Source organism: Bacteroidota bacterium, from assembly GCA_016713765.1.
GTDB classification, from domain to species: Bacteria; Bacteroidota; Bacteroidia; order AKYH767-A; family 2013-40CM-41-45; genus Pollutiaquabacter; species Pollutiaquabacter aromativorans.
In genome coordinates, this window is the sequence record JADJON010000001.1 from 657,742 (window position 1) to 674,330 (window position 16,589).

15 protein-coding genes are annotated in these 16,589 nt (G+C 52.8%); 3 read left to right on the forward strand and 12 right to left on the reverse strand.

All coding sequences use genetic code 11. The features are described 5' to 3' along the window. Window positions 1–8 precede the first annotated feature (8 nt). Genes IPJ96_02580 through IPJ96_02600 form a run of 5 tightly spaced genes read right to left on the reverse strand, consistent with a single transcriptional unit; the run spans window position 9 to window position 4,073 of the window. Window positions 9–452 carry a hypothetical protein gene (locus tag IPJ96_02580; protein MBK7909232.1) on the reverse strand — a complete coding sequence of 148 codons (444 nt, stop codon included), beginning with the start codon at window positions 450–452 and terminating at the stop codon, window positions 9–11. Beyond that, window positions 442–1,359: a hypothetical protein gene (locus tag IPJ96_02585; GenBank protein ID MBK7909233.1), complete on the reverse strand. Its 918-nt coding sequence runs from the start codon at window positions 1,357–1,359 to the stop codon at window positions 442–444. Before IPJ96_02585 ends, IPJ96_02580 begins: the two co-directional genes overlap by 11 nt. Next, window positions 1,356–2,705: a hypothetical protein gene (locus IPJ96_02590; protein ID MBK7909234.1), complete on the reverse strand. Its 1,350-nt coding sequence runs from the start codon at window positions 2,703–2,705 to the stop codon at window positions 1,356–1,358. Before IPJ96_02590 ends, IPJ96_02585 begins: the two co-directional genes overlap by 4 nt. Window positions 2,706–2,712: 7 nt before the next feature. Next, window positions 2,713–3,201, reverse strand: a complete 489-nt coding sequence (locus IPJ96_02595) for a hypothetical protein (protein MBK7909235.1) — start codon at window positions 3,199–3,201, stop codon at window positions 2,713–2,715. Then, a complete protein-coding gene (locus IPJ96_02600; GenBank protein MBK7909236.1) occupies window positions 3,198–4,073 on the reverse strand; it encodes a hypothetical protein in 876 nt (291 codons plus the stop codon). The genes IPJ96_02595 and IPJ96_02600 overlap by 4 nt, the downstream gene beginning before the upstream one ends. 143 nt (window positions 4,074–4,216) lie before the next feature. On the opposite strand from IPJ96_02600, the gene IPJ96_02605 reads away from it, so the two are divergent. After that, window positions 4,217–5,587, forward strand: coding sequence for a T9SS type A sorting domain-containing protein (locus IPJ96_02605; GenBank protein ID MBK7909237.1), 1,371 nt, complete (start codon window positions 4,217–4,219; stop codon window positions 5,585–5,587). Between the two features lie 392 nt (window positions 5,588–5,979). Here the strand turns inward: IPJ96_02605 and IPJ96_02610 are convergent, their stop codons facing one another. From IPJ96_02610 to IPJ96_02620, 3 genes are all read right to left on the reverse strand, one after another. Next, window positions 5,980–6,861: a dienelactone hydrolase family protein gene (locus IPJ96_02610; GenBank protein ID MBK7909238.1), complete on the reverse strand. Its 882-nt coding sequence runs from the start codon at window positions 6,859–6,861 to the stop codon at window positions 5,980–5,982. Window positions 6,862–7,391: 530 nt separating this feature from the next. Further along, complete coding sequence (locus IPJ96_02615) at window positions 7,392–7,955, reverse strand: hypothetical protein (GenBank protein ID MBK7909239.1); 564 nt, start codon at window positions 7,953–7,955, stop codon at window positions 7,392–7,394. A 261-nt stretch (window positions 7,956–8,216) separates the two neighbouring features. Beyond that, window positions 8,217–9,575 carry an IS1182 family transposase gene (locus IPJ96_02620; GenBank protein MBK7909240.1) on the reverse strand — a complete coding sequence of 453 codons (1,359 nt, stop codon included), beginning with the start codon at window positions 9,573–9,575 and terminating at the stop codon, window positions 8,217–8,219. A gap of 513 nt (window positions 9,576–10,088) precedes the next feature. Between IPJ96_02620 and IPJ96_02625 the strand changes: the two genes are divergently transcribed. Continuing rightward, window positions 10,089–11,192, forward strand: coding sequence for a site-specific DNA-methyltransferase (locus tag IPJ96_02625; GenBank protein ID MBK7909241.1), 1,104 nt, complete (start codon window positions 10,089–10,091; stop codon window positions 11,190–11,192). A 2-nt stretch (window positions 11,193–11,194) separates the two neighbouring features. Here IPJ96_02625 and IPJ96_02630 read toward each other — a convergent pair whose 3' ends face one another. The 3 genes from IPJ96_02630 to IPJ96_02640 all read right to left on the reverse strand — a co-directional run bounded on the left by IPJ96_02630 (window position 11,195) and on the right by IPJ96_02640 (window position 13,474). After that, on the reverse strand, window positions 11,195–12,172 hold the full coding sequence (locus tag IPJ96_02630) for a BstXI family restriction endonuclease (protein MBK7909242.1): 978 nt from the start codon (window positions 12,170–12,172) through the stop codon (window positions 11,195–11,197). A 2-nt stretch (window positions 12,173–12,174) separates the two neighbouring features. After that, window positions 12,175–12,393: a helix-turn-helix transcriptional regulator gene (locus tag IPJ96_02635; protein ID MBK7909243.1), complete on the reverse strand. Its 219-nt coding sequence runs from the start codon at window positions 12,391–12,393 to the stop codon at window positions 12,175–12,177. A gap of 580 nt (window positions 12,394–12,973) precedes the next feature. After that, complete coding sequence (locus IPJ96_02640; protein MBK7909244.1) at window positions 12,974–13,474, reverse strand: hypothetical protein; 501 nt, start codon at window positions 13,472–13,474, stop codon at window positions 12,974–12,976. A 50-nt stretch (window positions 13,475–13,524) separates the two neighbouring features. On the opposite strand from IPJ96_02640, the gene IPJ96_02645 reads away from it, so the two are divergent. Next, the gene (locus tag IPJ96_02645) at window positions 13,525–14,556 is read left to right on the forward strand and encodes a thioredoxin family protein (GenBank protein MBK7909245.1); all 1,032 of its coding nucleotides are present in this window, start codon (window positions 13,525–13,527) and stop codon (window positions 14,554–14,556) included. Between the two features lie 310 nt (window positions 14,557–14,866). On the opposite strand, the gene IPJ96_02650 is transcribed toward IPJ96_02645, so the two are convergent. Continuing rightward, the gene (locus IPJ96_02650) at window positions 14,867–16,387 is read right to left on the reverse strand and encodes a collagen-like protein (GenBank protein ID MBK7909246.1); all 1,521 of its coding nucleotides are present in this window, start codon (window positions 16,385–16,387) and stop codon (window positions 14,867–14,869) included. Window positions 16,388–16,589: the final 202 nt, after the last annotated feature.

A 16,589-nucleotide genomic window follows, 5' to 3' on the forward strand; every position in this document is an offset into this window, starting at 1 on the left:
AAAGGCGATCATCGCACGATGGTGATCGAACCGGTTGTCACGGCATTGCTTTGATGTCCGGCCCGGTCGCGCACCACGACGGTGAAGCTGGTCGACTGCGTAGCCGCTGCCGTGTCGGTGATGCCTTGTCCGCCGAGTTGTACGTCCAGCGTTCCCTGGATCGGAATGGAGGCGCCGTCGGGTGCCAGTTGACGAATGCGGTACTCGTACTCGATGCCGATGCGGTTGTCGGTGATGAAACAGTTCCTTGCGTCGGCGTTGTTCTCGCCAAGGTCGCCGTCGCCGTCTTTGTACCGCAGCGTAATGGTGACGGGGTCGGTGAATTGATCGACGACACTCGGCGTGATGCTGACGAATTCGATCTCGGGCACTTCGCTGAACTCGTTCTCGTCCTTCTTACAGGCCGTCAGCAGGGCGATGAGCAAAAAGGGAAGAAGCTGCTTAGCGGACATGGAAGGCGAAATAGGTCTTGTAATAATCGAGCGATTCGTTGCGCGGGAATACCGCGTCGGTGGTGTGTTGACCGTCGTTTACTGCGATACGGAAATAGACTGTCGTACCCGACGGCCATGCGGAGACGTTGACCGGCACCATCCAGGCCTGTGCGGAACCGATGTACAGGGTCGCGTTCGCGCTGATCGCAGCACTGAAATCGTTCTTATCGGTCGAGAGCAGCAACTTCTTCACAGTGTAGTTGGCCGGATCGGTAGCGGCCGAACCGTCGGCGGTGTCGAGGGCTACGAAGTAAACACTCATGCTGGTACCGGCGTCCACAAGGAACGGATTGGCAGGATTGCCGTCGAGGCGCGCCGTGTCGAGCCGGTTGAAACTGCCGTCCACGGCAATGTAGCCGGTGATGTTCGGCTGCAGGTTCGGACGCTGCGGGAGGTTGCCGTCCATATCGGGACAACCGGCGTTGATCCAGTTCTTCACGTGATCGATATCCGCCGTGCTGAGGCGCACGCTGTTCGACGGCATATACTCGGTCGTCGGGGTGACGAGTCGTTCGACGAGCCAGGAATCGGCGGTGTTGTTGGGAAGGACTCGGTGCGAATAGAACTTCACGGAATCCAGCGTGAACTTGTTCACCGGTTGATAGACGAGTGTGGCGTAGGAAGATTCGACCGTACGGAAGTCGGGCTCGAAGGTGCCGTCGTGGCAACCCGGATTCGCGCAACGGACGGAGAAGATGTTCTTGTGCAGTCCGGCGATGGAATTCGGATCGGGCTCCGGATCGCTCGTCTCGTTCGTGGAGTAGTCGATCGCGTCGTAGGGATTCTCCGGCGGCGCGTCTTTCTTGCACGAGGAGACCGCGAAGCCCAGGCAGGCGAGCAGGCAAAAGAGTAGGTAGTGTCTCATACGAACGCGGCCTGCAGTTCACAGGCAGTATAGGGTTTAACACCAAAGCCGCCGGGCATCGCGTCTTCGAAGCCGAGCAGGCTCGCGATCGTGGGAACGATCTCCGTGCTTTCGCCCATGAGCGAATTGATGACCTGTCCCTGCCGCACCACCGAAGGCGGACCGACGACCAGACAGAAGATCTCGCGGGCCATCTGCATCAGCGGGTCGCCGTTGAAGTTCGGATCGGTCGGGGCGGTATGGTCGGTTGCGCGACGACCGTAGGCATCGACGGAGGTGTTCGGGTAATAGTTGCGGCCGTGCTCCGGCGCGATGATGAGTACGGTATCGTCGGCCATGCCGGGCGTTTCCTGGATGGTCTTCCAGAGGTGCGCCACGGCGAAGTCGGCTTTGCGGAGGTTGTTCGCGTAAGAGGTGTAGTTGAAGTGGCAGATGTCGACGTCCTGCATGTTCACCACCAGCAGCTCCGGACGGAAGGTGCGGATGATCTCCTCGGCGAAGAGGATGTTGTACATGTCGTTGTTCATCGCGCTGCCGGCGTTCCAGGAGTTGATCCAGGAAGGAGTCTGCGCTTTCGTGTAGAGGTCGCCGATGAACTGCCGGAGCGTGTTCGCGTCGGCTTCCGGATTCACGACGCCGGCGGAACCATCGGTGTACGAATGGTTGAAGACGCCGTTGACGAAATCCTTCATGTTGCGGATGGTCGCTTCCTCGTTGCTCGAGAAGTTACGCGGATTGCCCAGCACGTCGAAGCCCTGCGGACTGATCAGTGAAGTAGGCGCAATGAAATTGGCGCCGTAGGCGGGACCGTAATCCGGTGAGCTGGAATAGTTCAGCGCCGGATAGGGGCCGAGCTGGTTGGCGACCCACCAGCAGTTCATCGCGGTCTGCTGCGGACTGTTGTGCTTGCGGTAGTATTCGAAGATGGTGGGCTTGCGCGGATGTTCGCGCAGGTTGAGGTCCACGTCCACGTAGCTGCCGGTGACGGCAACCGTATGGCCGTTGTAGTGTCCGGTCGGCCCCGAATTGTAGCGAAACTCCTTGAAGAGCGTACCGTAGTTCTGCAGGGGCATCGGCAACGGCGCGGTGGGTAGGGGTTCCATCGCGCCGGCGATATCCGGACTGACCGGCAGGTTGCCGTTCAGCAGGTTGGGCATCAGGTTGCCGTCGTTCATGTGCACCGACTCGAGGTTGCGCACGCCGCCGGCGTAGAGGCAGAAGACCACGTGGTTCACCCTGCGCAGGCCAGAGGCCGCGAAGAGCCGTCCTCCCGGCAGGAGGTAAGGCGCGGCGAAGGCGCCGGCGGTGGCCAGCGCGGATTTTCGGAGGAAGTCGCGTCGTTTCATGCTCGGCTCAGTAGAAGCGGTATTCGTCGGAGGTCATCAGCGCGTAGTAGATCGTGCGGGGCAAGAGGTTCGCGTCGCGGCGGATCAGCTCGCGCCAGAAATATTGCTCGAACGGATTGGGTTCGCGGTTGTAGAATTTCTTGTAGGTATTGGTGACGAACAATAACGTGTCGCCGCTCACCGACAGCGCGGCCGGAATAACGGCCGCGGTATCGCTGAGGAAATTCCGGATGATCAGGTCTTCAACAACCTTCTTGTCGCCGAACGAAGTGTAAGCCGTGTTCAGGTTCACCAGCTTCGTCTGCGGGATGTTGGTGCCGAAGAGGTCGGCGTAGGCGATGGAGATGAACTCGACGGTCGTCTTCTGGTTCGTCTTGTCGCCGCCGGCCGCGCTGACGCTGACCGGATCGACCTCGTACTGGTAGTCGGTTTCCTTCTTGCAGGCGAATAATGCCAGCGGCAGGAGGAAGAGTGGAAGAAAGCGTTTCAGGTTCATTCGATGCCGATGAATTCGTCGGTGGTGAGGAGGTCGCGTTGTACGGCGGTGTAGTCGCCGGTGGAGAGGAAGCGGTCGGTGCCGGTAGTCATTTCGACGGTGCCGGGATCGCGTTGCAGGTACTTGCGGTAGAGGAGCACCACCTGGGCTTCGTAGTAGTTACGCGCGGAGGTGACGATCGTGAGGTAGTCGTTCTTCGAGGCGCCGGCCTGCAGGAAGAGCACGGCATTGTTGCCGTCGACCATCGAGACGCCCGATTGTTGTTCGGAAGCCGTCGGGTTGCGGTCGATCAGGTGCTGGAAGGTGGAGATGACGAAGTTCGCCGAGCCCATGTTGATCTGGTCGTACAGGTAGTTGTTGCACATGCGTCGGTGCAGCTCGCGGACGTCGATCGCGCCGGTGGTCAGTTCCCCGAACGCGTCGCGCAGCAGGATCATCCGGTCGAGTTCGTATTGCAGCACCGGCCATTGAAAGAGATACGTGCTGTCCTGCAGGTACAGGCTGAACAGGTTGATCCAGCCCGTGTACTCGGCGGTATCGACATTGTTGAGCAGGTCAATGCGGTTCTGGTCGTATAGGCGCGGGAGGTAGTCCGGGTCCGAGAAGATCGCGTCCACCATTGCCCGGCGGCTGGCCGAATCGGCGTTCGCGGCCTTGAGCGCGTTCACCTGTTGGATGAACTCGGCGCTGTCGGGTTCGCGCCCGAGGGCGAGGATGTAGGCGCGGGTCACGTAGTTCTCCAGGGTGACCGTCTCGACCGTCTGGTCGGGCGGAGCCTGGTTGTCGTCGATGGTCTCCAACTCCGTTTTCTCACAGGAGAAAAGGGTGGTCAGGGCGAAGACCAGGAGGAAACCGGTGAAGAAGCGTTTCATTCGAAGTAAAATTATCAGAAAAGGGCGGTGATGAAGCGGGACTTTGAAGAATTAACACAGGACTTTTCCCGGTAATTACCAACGTGGAGGACGGGTGCGTTATTCGAAAAAAATTAAATTTACCCGATACAAAACCCCTCCCCATGCGACGCCTGTCCTTCTCCTGTTGGATGTTCCTGATCGGTATCTGTTGCTGCTCCGGCAGTCTCTTCGCGCAGACCTCCAACGCCCTCAACTTCGACAATACGGACGACGAGGTGCTCGTCCCGAATGCCAGCGCACGCATCGCGGGATCCAGTCAGCTTTCGCTCAGCTTCTGGGTGTACCCGACCAACGCGGCGCCGGCCTTTCCGGACTACGACGGCTTCGCGGGGATCCGCAACAATGTCGATGCCGATTTCTACATCGTCCAGTTGACCGACAGTCAGGTGGAGGCGCGCTTCCGGAATTCCGCGGGCGTCAACGTGGACATCCTCTACAACGGTTTGTTGCTGAATACCTGGCAGCATTTCGTGCTGGTGTACAACGGGGCGGAGTTCCTGCTCTACCACAACGGATCGCTGGTGGGCAATACGGGCGCAACCGGAACCATCACCAATGTCGCCGAGGCTCTGTACATCGGCAACCTGTTGTTCGGCACCTACAGTTACTGGATGCAGGGCAGCATCGACGAAGTCAGTCTCTGGAACCGCGCGCTCACGCCGGCGGAAGTGCGTTGCATCTACCGGAGCTCGGTGGATGTGACCGCGATCGGGCTGCAACTGTACTACCAGTTCGACCAGGGCGTCGCCGGCGGTAACAACGCCGGCCTGACCACGCTGATCGACGGCATGGGGAACATCAACGGAACGCTGTACAACTTCGCCCTCAACGGCGCGCTCTCCAACTGGGTGGAAGGCGCCGACACGCGCATCCCGTTGTCGGCTACCCTGTGCCGGGGTGCTACCTATACCTTCGGCACGCAGACCCTCGACGAGCCCGGTGTTTACACCGAGACCTTCGCCGGCACCTCCGGTTGTGATTCCACGGTAGCACTTACGCTGAGCTGGGCGATCGACACCAGTCTGCAGCAAAGTGGTCCGATGCTGACCGCCAACCAGGCGGGCGTTGCCTACACCTGGGTGGATTGCCAGAACGGTTACACCGCGCTTCCGGGCGAGATCGCGCAATCGTTCATCGCCCTTGCCGACGGCTTCTACGCCGTAGTTCTCGACGACGGCACCTGTGTGGACACCTCCTCCTGTTACGAAGTACTCGTCAGCGGACTCTCCACCACCCTCAACGGCCGCGCCATCACCCTCTTCCCGAACCCGACCAGCGGAACGATCAACCTTTCCACCGCGCTACCCGGAGCGCAGCTTTCTGTTTGTGATCTGCAGGGGCGGGTGGTTTACTCGAATGTGCTGGAAGCGGAGGAGCGCAGTTTCGATTTGACCGGACTCCCGGCTGGTTCATACCAGGTGGTGATCGTGCAGAAGGGGGAGCGGATGCGGCTGCCGTTGGTTATGCAGTGATTCGGAGCGGCAGGCCAACGGTGATAGGCAGAATGTTAGCGCTTTCGTCCTGCGGCTAATTGCACTGCAGCAGTAGTGTGCATTCCAAACCTAAGTACCACTACAGATGATGGGCGGAATGTTAGCGCCTTCGCCCTGTTGTAAATCGCACTACATCAACAGCGCGCATTCCGCCCACACGCAACGGCCGCTCAAAAAACAAACACCGCTTCGCAGCGCCGGTGCATAGGGCGGAATGCGCGCCGGAACCGAAGTTGTTTTTCTCAGTGTCATTTATGGCGCATAACATTCCAATCATCTGTATTGGGAAGATTTCGCTATGCAGCAAATAGTACTGCTGCGGCAGTGCTCTACTAACCAGCGCACTCGTCCACTTACAGCAAGTTGAAGCGTTACTTTCGTTTAAGGAAGTATTTATCCAAAAAATCAACTACCAGCTCGAAGTGCTTCAGGGGTTCCGTATGACCGCCGGGGAAAGACCGATGTTCGAAGGGATGGTTGAAGTTGTTCGCGCGTAGGCGGTTGCTCATCTGTTCGGCCATGGCGGTGGACGGGCAGATCTCATCTTCGGTGGCAGACAGGAAGAGCACGGGCCCCTTGATGTTTTCCACTTGGATGGCTGCTTTTTCGACGGAAGCGGTGTCCGTGAGCATGGCTTCAAAGGCTCCCTTCAGGTTGCGCATCAGTAAATGGGGCATGGCCGCTTCGTTGACCGGCACGAACGGCAACTCCTTGCCCTGGTAGGTCCAACAGGAGGTGGAGAAATGCCGGGTGTGGCCGGGGAATACGGCGTTGCTCCCGACGATGCTGACGACGCAATCTATGTCCTCGTAGTAACTGCCCAACAGCAACGCGAGATCGGCGCCCCTCGACCCGCCGATGATGGCGATCTTCCTGCCGTCGATCTGTTTGTTCCTCGTCGCCTCTTTGATCGCGCGATAGACGTCCTCGATGGCGATCTTGTTGAGCAGGCTGGGCGTCCCCTTGGCGCCGAAGTATCCCAGGGCCAGAAAGGCGTATCCCCTGGCCAGGAAAGCATCCCGTGTTTCTTTCCAGCGATCGCTGGTCCAGGCGTTTCCTCCTTCGGAACCTCCCAGCCCGACGATCAGGGGTTGTTTCTTGTTCTTCCCCAGGTAGAGCACGCTTTCAACATTCGGCGTCTCCAGGCTCACCTGGGCCATTGTACTAAGGGAGATCAGCAACCAAGCGCACAGGATCAGGAAACGGATGCCGGATCTCCTCGCGTTTGGGATACTCGTACGGTAGCGGTTCATGGGAAAGGGTCGAATTCGTGCGGATCGCGCGGATGATGCTATTGCCGGGATGTCAGACCGGACGGAGACGGGAGTGGTCCGCTGCTTCACTAAGCTGCGAATTTATCCAATTAAGACACACACAACCGCTACGTAAAAGCAAAGGTTGATTTGCGGCGCCGGTGCGTGGTACCGCAACAGCCGTGCGCATTCCAAACATAAAGACCACTATAGATGATAGACGAATGTTAGCGCCTTCGCCCTGGAGCAAAATGCCCTGCAGCAGTTGGGTGCATTCCATACATAAGCACCACTACAAATGATGGGCGGAATGTTAGCGCCTTCGCAAAGCTGCAAAATGCACTAATGCAACAGCGCGCATTCCGCCCACACGCAACGGCCTCTCAAAAAACAAACACTGATTTGCAGCGCCGGTGCATAAGGCGGATGCGCGCCGGAACGGTGCCTGCATTACTCAGCGCTTCGTGTGGCGCTAAACATTCCGCCTTTCATCTGTAGTGGGAAGATTCTGCCGAGCGGGGTTATTTTTTTCATTGTTGATTTATTTGGCCCGTGTTTTTACTTTTTTTTGTCAATGTTAGTGCTTGCTTAAAAGTCCTTTGAAAGTTTGTCTGTTGTCCGCTACTTGGAAATGGTATCCTTATATTAACTACTCTATAGCCAAGTTTTAATAGTTCGTCATACGCAGAATCATAAACATTTGCTTTGATTAAAATTATATTCGTATTATTGTCTGCTATTTTCTTGACTTTTTCAATTAAACTCGGAACAAAGGTTTCAACGGCAACGCTGTTCAGTAAACTTATGGGTGTGTCGGATAAATCTATCAAATAGTAACCGTCATTCTTGAAATTGTTAAGTATAACAGCCTTCTTTTCGGGAGTTCTTCCACTTGCAATAAACTCATCTTTCATGTTAGGATATAATGCTTCTGTTACACCTAGGAAAAGATAATCTCTTTCTCTAACGTTTTCGTAGTAAAAGAATCGTTCTAAGCTGTCAGGCGGCGCTTCCGCAACTAACAAAGTTTTCACGCTTTCAGGTTTGTATTTTAGCCGAGCGTTGTCAATTTTCTTTTTATCTTCTACTGTCATTTTGTGTTAGTGTCGATTTAGTTAGGCTCGGTCTTATGCTTGCAGCTAACGGCAGTTCGTGCAACAACTCCCCAAAAATTCAGCACCACCCTTCCCGGACGATAACAGGAACAAGCTGCCAGCACGAATATTTTTGGTATTGCCTTGCATTACGGAGCGCCCTATCCGTAAAAATAGAAAAAAGCAGCCTGGTGAGCCACTTTTTCAACTTCGGCAGGCCTAAAATGTTTATAACCCTCCGAAAATTATAAATGAGATAGATTAATCCGAACTCGCCTTCATTTTTCCGGAGGCCTTTGAGTAGTATGTGATCGTAGCCCCATTGTCGCTTGATGGTGCCGAAGATGTGTTCGATGATTTGCTGGCGCAGGAATAGGTCGATGTGTTTTCACGCACCCGGCGGTTGTTGCGCTCTACCGCGCCGGCATGTTGAGACCGTTCGATCAGGCGCCCCATGGGGTTGCGGGTGCACAGGTGTTTGACCGCGCAACTGCCGCAGGCCTTGGTCTTGTAGTGCTTGACTTTGGTTACCGACTCGTCGTACTTCTTATTATACCAATGGCCGGTGGTCTTCAAGATGTGACCCTGCGGACACTTGTACTGGTCCTTCTTCGGGTTGTACCGGAAGCGCTCGCCGTAATACTCCGGTGTCGGCACGGGATGACTGCGGGGTACTTCCTGATAGGCTACGATGGTGTAGATGTCTTCCTGCTCGCAACCCGTAAGCTGCTCGCCGTTGTGGTAGCCCTTGTCTGCCAGTACAGCCACGGCATCCGTATCGCAAATACGCTTGGTTTTCTGCGCCATCGGCAGTAAGGCTTTCCGGTCGTTCTGGTTGGTGACTTCGTATTCAAGGATGAGCTTGTTCCGCTCATCTGCCACCGTCTGTACATTGTAGGCCACTTCGATTACCGACCCGTGCAGGATCATGGTCCGGGCATCGGGATCGGTGGTGGAGATTTGGTCCAGGCCCGTTTCCGCAAGCTGCTTTTCAATGCGCTTGTACTTGCGACGTTGGGCCTTTTGCTTTTTCAGTTTCTCAGCGATCGTGGCTTCTCTGGCCTCATCCAGATCGCCTGCGTTGAGTTCCTCGATGTAAGATTGGATCTTGTTGTCGATGTACTCCAGTTGCCGGTCGATCTTTTTCTGGTTGTAGTTTTTCTTCTTGGAGTTGACCGCCCTGAACTTGCTTGAATCGAGCGCCACCAGCGTTTTCCCGGTCAGGCCCTTTCGGTTGATCTGCCGGACGAAGTGGGTAAACGCATTGCGGAACAGTTTTGGGTTGTCTGACCGAAAGCCGGCAATCGTACGAAAACAGGGCTGCAGGCCTTTCAATAGCCACAGCAGCTCAATGTTCCGCTGGCACTCACGCGCCAGGAGCCGGGAGGTTCGGATCCTGTTCAGGTATCCGTAGACATACAATTTGAACAGATCCGCCGGGTGATACATCGGCCGGCCTTCTTCCACCGGCGCTTTTTCCAAAAAACCCAAATCCTTAAGCGGGAGCGCATCCACAAACAGATCAATTACCCTGACCTCGGCATCTTCCGGGATCAAATCATCGATACACGTCGGGAATAACGTGGCCTGCCTGCGATCAAATCCGGTGAGGTATTTCATGGGAAGCCGATTATCCTCTGAAGATAATCAGCAATCCCCTTAATTGGATTGAATTTCTTTAAACAGGGCGGGAAGGTTTTTGCACAGTCTGACGGTTTGCGCACTGGCGCAGTAGCGGTTTTGAAACACCAAACTTTCGAGTACGCACAATGTAAATTTAATGAAATAATGTTTATATACCCCACTTCCCCTCTATTTCGCCAGTGCGCTGTTATAGGTAGGGCGGTTTTGTTTTGTCCACTCAATTTAGTGTCAGTACTATCTACGGTGGGTTGAGCGGTCGCAGTTTAAATTTTACAGATGGGGAGGATTTTTTATCACGCTATGCATATAAAGGCGGGTGAGAAAAATGGCAAGCTTATTTGAAGCCAAATACTATAATTCCTTAATCTAAAGCTGTGAATGTGCTTGCCATTGTGAGCTCGACAAATTGTTAATAAAACTTTTTCAAAAAGTCTTGCGAAGATTGAAAAAAGATTTTATTTTTGCATACTATAATTAGCGAAAGAAACAATGAATTTACCATATACTCAATGCAGGGCTGAGCAGTTTAAGCAGATAGCTAAATCAATTGGTAAAGCTTCTGCTTTTCGGACCGAAAATGCATTAGTTGGGAAGGGTGATTCTTTGGATTTATTGAAATTAATTCCAGATCAAAGCGTCTCTTTAATTCTAACAGATCCTCCATATCATTCAACAAAGAAAGACAATATTACAAATGACACAGCTTTTGATAATGATGATGCATTCATTGAATGGATGGAGAAGTTTTTTGTCGAGTGGAAAAGGATATTGCGTCCTAACGGAAGCATTTTTGTTTTCTGTTCCACTGCAATGTCAGCAAGGCTTGAAGTTCAAATGGCAAAGAGATTTAACATCCTGTCTCATGTAGTTTGGACTAAGCCTAATGACCCTGGTTTTGATGGATGGAAAGGTAAGATGAAGAAAGAATCTTTGCGTCAATGGTATCCTCATTCCGAAAGAATAATCTTTGCTGAACCTGCTGTCGAGGGGAACTTAAAAAGATCATGGTTTGGGCAATTTTTGAGAATGAAAAGAGCCGAGGCGGGTTTGTCAGGGCATCAATTGACTGAAATGACAGGAGCGTATGGTAAAGTTAATCATGGTGGGGCTGTTTCCAATTGGGAAACGGGAAGAAATATTCCTAGTAAAGAGCAGTACGAGAAAATTTGTGAAGCAATACAATCAACTGGTATAGTTAATCAAATGCCGATTTATGAAGATGTAATAAGACCATTTGAAGTAAATTCCTCCGTTGAATTTACAGATGTTTGGAATTTCAATTCTGTTCGTCCGTATAAAGGGAAACATCCTGCCGAAAAACCGCTTGACATGCTTGAGCATTGTATTTTAAGTACAACATTTGAAAATGACATTGTTCTAGATTGCTTTGCTGGCTCTGGAAGCACTGCAATTGCAGCATTAAATTTGAATAGAAAAACAATTTCTTTTGAAATTGAACCTGAATGGGTCGATGCAATAGTAGATAGAATTGGAAACCATTCTGTAGATGTATTAAATGTGACTACTAAAAAGCATGATATAATGAAACTTACAAAAAGAAAGCAAGAATCTGTGAATTCTCTTTTTGACTAAGGTTAAAATTTATATCCCATTTTCTTGTTAGTTTGAATTATTTCGTCCATCCATTTCAGCGTTTCTATTATTCCTGAATCTTTAGTTACTGTGTTACAATGATGATGTCCCCAGCCCAAATTGTAAGGTCGATGATTAAATTCACCCATTCTTAATTCTTGAATGTGGAATAAGTTTAACTGAGTTACTGTCAAATCAGGAACGTCCCTGCCTTCAGCTTGTTCTAGTCTATTGAAAAAACCATTTGCCGATAATGGCTTAAGACAAAGAGGGCAAATAGTATGACCATGTTCATTTAAAATTCTAACATCTTTTAGAATTTTTTCGTCATCAAGTTTTTGTTCTTTGGCTTTTTCATTGATGGCCTTTTTTCTAATTTCAATATTTTCTTTTGTCATTCCTTGCTGTTCGGAAACTTCATTAGAATCAATACATCGCCAATAGATATATTCCAATTGAATACGGCATTGCGAATTAATATCTGTACTTGCATACTCATATGCTCTAATGCCAGCCCCTTTTAATCCACTTGTGGTAAATCCTCTCAGAATTTTCTGATCGTTTTCTGAAGTTGTAGAAGGAACTCTTGCAACATAGGCGCCTTTTAAAGGAGAAGTTCTAGAAACAGCATATTTAAGCTTCGCTTTGTCTGGATTGTGATTATTCCACTGCTCACGTGTTTCATAAAAAATCAAAGTGTTCCTGCCAAGTTTTAAGCCTTTTTGTGCAAGTTCTTTAGTAATGTTTTTATTATTAAAGTAGTCTTCTGGTTTAATTAGAACTATAAATCCATTTTCATAAACGCCCTTGTTATCAGGCGCTGCTTTCCAAACTTCAAATTGAGAATAAGGAATTAGTACTGTACTATTTCTACCTACTCGATTTTGAAAAATAACATCATCATCAGCGCCTCTGGTCTGCCCAGTTTTATATATTTTTCTGTCTAAAAGTTTTGGAAGTGAAGGAATACGTGATGCCATGTTTATTTATTGATTAAAAGTTTTGAAGGATGGACGTCCAACGCTTTGGCAATTTTTTCGATATTGGTTAAGGTTATATTTTTTTCAGCCCTCTCGATCATTCCAATGTATGTTCTATGAAGGTCTGCTTTAAAAGAAAGCTCCTCTTGAGAAAGGCCTTTTTCTTTTCGAAGCTCTCTCACTTTGTCACCAAATGCTATTAGGATTTTTTTCTTTGCCATTTTTAAATGAATGGCATAAAGCTATTTATAGTATGCAAATGAATCAACATACTATAGTTAGCATTAATGTTATGTCGTGGGTGGGAGATTGCAGCTCATTTGCAGGCCTATGATTGTGGGTTGGATTGTGCGGGCATGCATATGTGCTGCATTGTGGGATAGCCAAAACGGCTTTGCCGCAAAGTGCGGTGGGGTAAAAAATTTAATTTCTTGTGTTGGGGTCGAGTGGTCGACTGAGTATCGGAAATCAGTCCACTTTTTTGGGAACCGAGATTTTTTGTCTACCGATAAATTGTCTTGTAATGATGTCTGCCCGCCTTATCTATAACGCCCAAATAGACGAAGCTTTACTTCGTTCTATTTCTCTCAAATCTCTGAACTTACCCAAAAATACAAACAATCACTCAGATTGGCGAAATGCGTGTTATTGATATTCTAAGCCGCCCCTTATATGTCGGATTGGGCTAATTTTCGAAGCCTAAAAACAAGTTTTAATAGTCAAATTTAATCAGCAAGGATGAAGCCGGTTTAATGGTAACCGAACTATTAGCTTGGTTTAGATCTGCCCAATCGTTCAGCATCACTCCGGCCAATACCGGTTCGGCAACAAGTCCGAAAACTCCTCCAAAATCATCAGCGTACCCAGCTTTTCATCCGTTTTTCCATAAAAAGTGGATTCGTTATCCCCAATGCGCAGGAGTAGTTCCAAGGTACGCCCTTCTTCCCGGGCGGAGGTCCATTCGGTAAAGCGGTAGAGGGTGTCGTGGCGGGTGAATTCGAGGGAGTGTTCGGTGAGGCCTTCGTTTTCGATGCCGCCGTTGCGGCGGTAGCCGCGGAAGGTGAAGGCGTTCCAGCTTGTTGTATCGGCCAGGGCCAGGTACTGCCAACGAAGGGTGTCGTGCCGGTAGTAGTGTACTTGTAAATAGCGGTCGTCCTTCGCCTTTTTGAGGATCCATTTTTCGTCGCCGGGATTTTGCTCGAAGATGAACAGGACGGTATCCGCTTCCGGGCCGTTGGCCTGCGCGCTCAACCGGAGGGCCGGAAGCAATAGTATGTGCAACAGGAGCAGGAGGCGTTTCACGACGGTCTTGTCAAGGTAAGGCAATTTTGGGCAATGCTTAACTTTGGGGCATGGTCCACCGCCTCTTGCTTTTCTTCCTGTTCGTCGGCTTCTCCCTTCGCACCACGGCGCAAACGCCGGATGCCGAGGGCAGCCTGGTCAAATGGATGACGCTCCAGGAGGCGCTCGAGAAGAACAGCAAGCAGCCGCGACCGATCATCCTGGATTTCTATACCGACTGGTGCGGCTGGTGCAAGCACATGATGAAGACCACCTACGCCAATCCGGGCATCGCGCAGTACATCAACACCAACTTCTACCCGGCCAAGTTCAACGCCGAGGGAAAGGACACGATCGAGTTCCTCGGAAAAAAGTACCTGCCCTCCGGTCCGGAACCCAAGGCGCCGCATGAGCTGGCCGTCGAACTGCTCAAGGGCCAGTTGATGTATCCCAGCACGCTTTTCCTCAACGGCTTCGAACCGGAGAAGAACGCCTTCCGCCTGAACATGCTCGCGCCGGGCTACCTCGATGCCCAGAAGATCGAGCCGATCCTCGTCTATACCCTCGAGAACGCCTTTCGCAACGCCTCCATCGACGATTTCCGCGACCAGTACCAGAAGGCGTTTTACGATTCAACGGTAGAACAGACTTCCAGGACCCTCCCCTGGATCGACGCGCGTTCGTTCTTCAACAACCCGAACGACGGGAAGAAGAAATCACTGGTGTTCATCAACACCGAATGGTGCAACTCCTGCAAGGTGATGGGCCGCGCGAGCTTTTCCTGGGACAGCCTGCGCACCTACCTGCTCGACAAGTTCAACCTCGTCGGCTTCAACGCCGAGAGCAAGGACACGATGCTATACCAGGGCAAGGCCTACCCCGGCGGTAAGCAGTTCCACTCCCTGCTCCCCGTCCTGGGCAAGAACGGCTTCGCGATCCCCATGCTCTGCGTACTCGACGAACAAGGCCAACTCCTCGACGCGATCCCGTCCTACGTATCCCCCTGGTTCCTGCGTGACATCGCGCATTTTTATGGGGATGATTTTTATAGGAAGGGGAGTTGGGTGGAGTATCAGGCGGTGAGGTACGGGAAAGGACAGTGAGCAGTTGGCAGTAGGCAGTATTCAGTTGGCAGTGTGAGGTTCGCAGAATGCTGGAAGTAATGGGTAGAGAGCAGTGGCATATAGTTTTTATTAGTGAACAGTGAACAGTTTAGCGAATAGCGAATAGCGAATAGTTTTTTGGTAAACAGTGAACAGTGAATAGTGAAGAGTAAGGGGCTACTGGTTATTTTCCCTCGTCCCTCGTCCCTCGTCCCTCGTCCCTCGTCCCTCGTCCCTCGTCCCGCGCATCTCGCACCTAAAAAGAAGTCCCGACGAAATCGCCGGGACTTTCTTTTAGGTGTGGGTGGGTTTATTTATTGCGCAACGGCTGGAGGCTGGCTGGTTTGCGCAGGGGTGTTTGCGCGGGAATGGCGGTGGCGCCTTGGGCTTTGGCGTTGGGCAGCGGCTTGGTGGCGAGTTGGTCGTGGCCTTTGCCGTAGGCTTCCGGACAGATGTACTTGCCGACTTCGAGTCCGCGTTTTTCCTGTTCGGGTACGATGCGGTGCGCGCGCGCGGCGGGATCGTTGCGCACGCCCGTCACCTGCCAGCTTACTTTCACGTTGGGCTTATCGGTTTGGATGACGAACTGGTTGTCGCGCACCTCTTCGGCGATGATCGCCTGGGCGAAGGTGCCGATGCAGGTGAGCTGGTACTTCAGCTCGGTGTTCAGCGCGCCGAAGTAGGACGGCAGACTGACGCGCGCGAAGCCGTCGGCGTCGGTGGTGACGTTTCCGTTGTACACCGTCATCATGTCCGGGCTTTCGATGCAGGAGTGGTACAGCACCTTGTGCTCCGGATCGAGCGGGTGATCGATGCGGAAGGCTTTGGTAACGGCCGACATGGTACCGTTGATGTTCACGTCGCCGTCGAATTGTCCGGCCAGTGCGTTGGACGATCCGCCGTTGCTGCCCCAGACCGCCCAGGGTTCGCCGGTGGTGTTGTCGGCCAGTCCGAACACGCCGGTGCCATCATCGGCGCCGGTGTAGCCGATGACGCCGTAGGAGTTGATCCCGCCATTGTCGGATTCTCCCAGCACGCCGACCCCGCCGCTGGTACCCAGGTTAAAACCTACGACTCCTGTTCCGTCGTTGGTGAATGCTACCAGTGCGTTGGAAGTATCGGCATTGAAAAAGGCCGCCGGAAGGTCGGCGGTCCCGAAGCCGGAACCGGCGCCCTGCATGACATAGAGCGCGTAGCTCTCGTCGGACTGTGCTGCAAGGCCGACGTTTGCCACGCTGGAGAAGAATCCACCCGAGCCGGTGCCGGTACCGGTATTGAATCCAACCACACCATATCCGTCACCCGAACCGGTGTACTCGCCATAGGCGCCGTTGCTGTTTCCGTCGACGGCGAATCCGAGCAGGGCAGAGCCGTTACCGGTGCCCATGTACTCGCCTTGCACCGCGCCGTTCGAGCTGGTGCCCGAAGGAATGTAGCCGTACACGGCAGGTCCCATGGTGTTCTCTACGTGCAGTTTTTCCGTAGCGGTGAAGGTGCTCGTGCCGACGGTCACGATCGTGCCGTTATCGGTAATCTGCGAGTTGCCGCCGGTCGTGGCGCCGGTGAACTTAATGACCCTGTTCGTAGTGCCGGAAATGTTCGCCGAGCCTGCAGGTCCCTGCGGGCCGGTCGCGCCGGCAGGACCTTGCGGACCTGTAGCGCCAATGGGACCTTGTGGTCCGGTAGCTCCTGTTGCACCTTGCGGGCCGGTCGGTCCTTGTGGTCCCGTTGCGCCGGCAGGACCTTGCGGGCCAGCCGGACCCTGCGGACCGGTGTTGCCGCTGGCGGCAAAGAGTGCATAGGGTACGCTCAGCAATTGCGAGGTGCCCATGTCGGTGTAGCCCGAACCGAGATCGAGTTCGACTTGCAAAAACTTGGAACCGGTGGACCAGTCGATGGAGGCGAAGGTGCCGCTCACCGGTGTTCCGTTTCCAACGCTGGCGGTGAACAAGCCGAACTGGTTGGTCGTGACCGAATGTGTTTCCGAATAAACGACCGTACCGCCGGCGCTGCCGTCGTGTACGGAGTAGCGT

What these genes read in the sequence shown, in the direction of transcription:
- IPJ96_02580 (MBK7909232.1), bottom strand. Translation starts at nt 452, where the DNA reads ATGTCCGCTAAGCAGCTTCTTCCCTTTTTGCTCATCGCCCTGCTGACG.
- IPJ96_02585 (MBK7909233.1), bottom strand. Translation starts at nt 1,359, where the DNA reads ATGAGACACTACCTACTCTTTTGCCTGCTCGCCTGCCTGGGCTTCGCG.
- IPJ96_02590 (MBK7909234.1), bottom strand. Translation starts at nt 2,705, where the DNA reads ATGAAACGACGCGACTTCCTCCGAAAATCCGCGCTGGCCACCGCCGGC.
- IPJ96_02595 (MBK7909235.1), bottom strand. Translation starts at nt 3,201, where the DNA reads ATGAACCTGAAACGCTTTCTTCCACTCTTCCTCCTGCCGCTGGCATTA.
- IPJ96_02600 (MBK7909236.1), bottom strand. Translation starts at nt 4,073, where the DNA reads ATGAAACGCTTCTTCACCGGTTTCCTCCTGGTCTTCGCCCTGACCACC.
- IPJ96_02605 (MBK7909237.1), top strand. Translation starts at nt 4,217, where the DNA reads ATGCGACGCCTGTCCTTCTCCTGTTGGATGTTCCTGATCGGTATCTGT.
- IPJ96_02610 (MBK7909238.1), bottom strand. Translation starts at nt 6,861, where the DNA reads ATGAACCGCTACCGTACGAGTATCCCAAACGCGAGGAGATCCGGCATC.
- IPJ96_02615 (MBK7909239.1), bottom strand. Translation starts at nt 7,955, where the DNA reads ATGACAGTAGAAGATAAAAAGAAAATTGACAACGCTCGGCTAAAATAC.
- IPJ96_02620 (MBK7909240.1), bottom strand. Translation starts at nt 9,575, where the DNA reads ATGAAATACCTCACCGGATTTGATCGCAGGCAGGCCACGTTATTCCCG.
- IPJ96_02625 (MBK7909241.1), top strand. Translation starts at nt 10,089, where the DNA reads ATGAATTTACCATATACTCAATGCAGGGCTGAGCAGTTTAAGCAGATA.
- IPJ96_02630 (MBK7909242.1), bottom strand. Translation starts at nt 12,172, where the DNA reads ATGGCATCACGTATTCCTTCACTTCCAAAACTTTTAGACAGAAAAATA.
- IPJ96_02635 (MBK7909243.1), bottom strand. Translation starts at nt 12,393, where the DNA reads ATGGCAAAGAAAAAAATCCTAATAGCATTTGGTGACAAAGTGAGAGAG.
- IPJ96_02645 (MBK7909245.1), top strand. Translation starts at nt 13,525, where the DNA reads ATGGTCCACCGCCTCTTGCTTTTCTTCCTGTTCGTCGGCTTCTCCCTT.
- IPJ96_02650 (MBK7909246.1), bottom strand. Translation starts at nt 16,387, where the DNA reads ATGGGCACCTCGCAATTGCTGAGCGTACCCTATGCACTCTTTGCCGCC.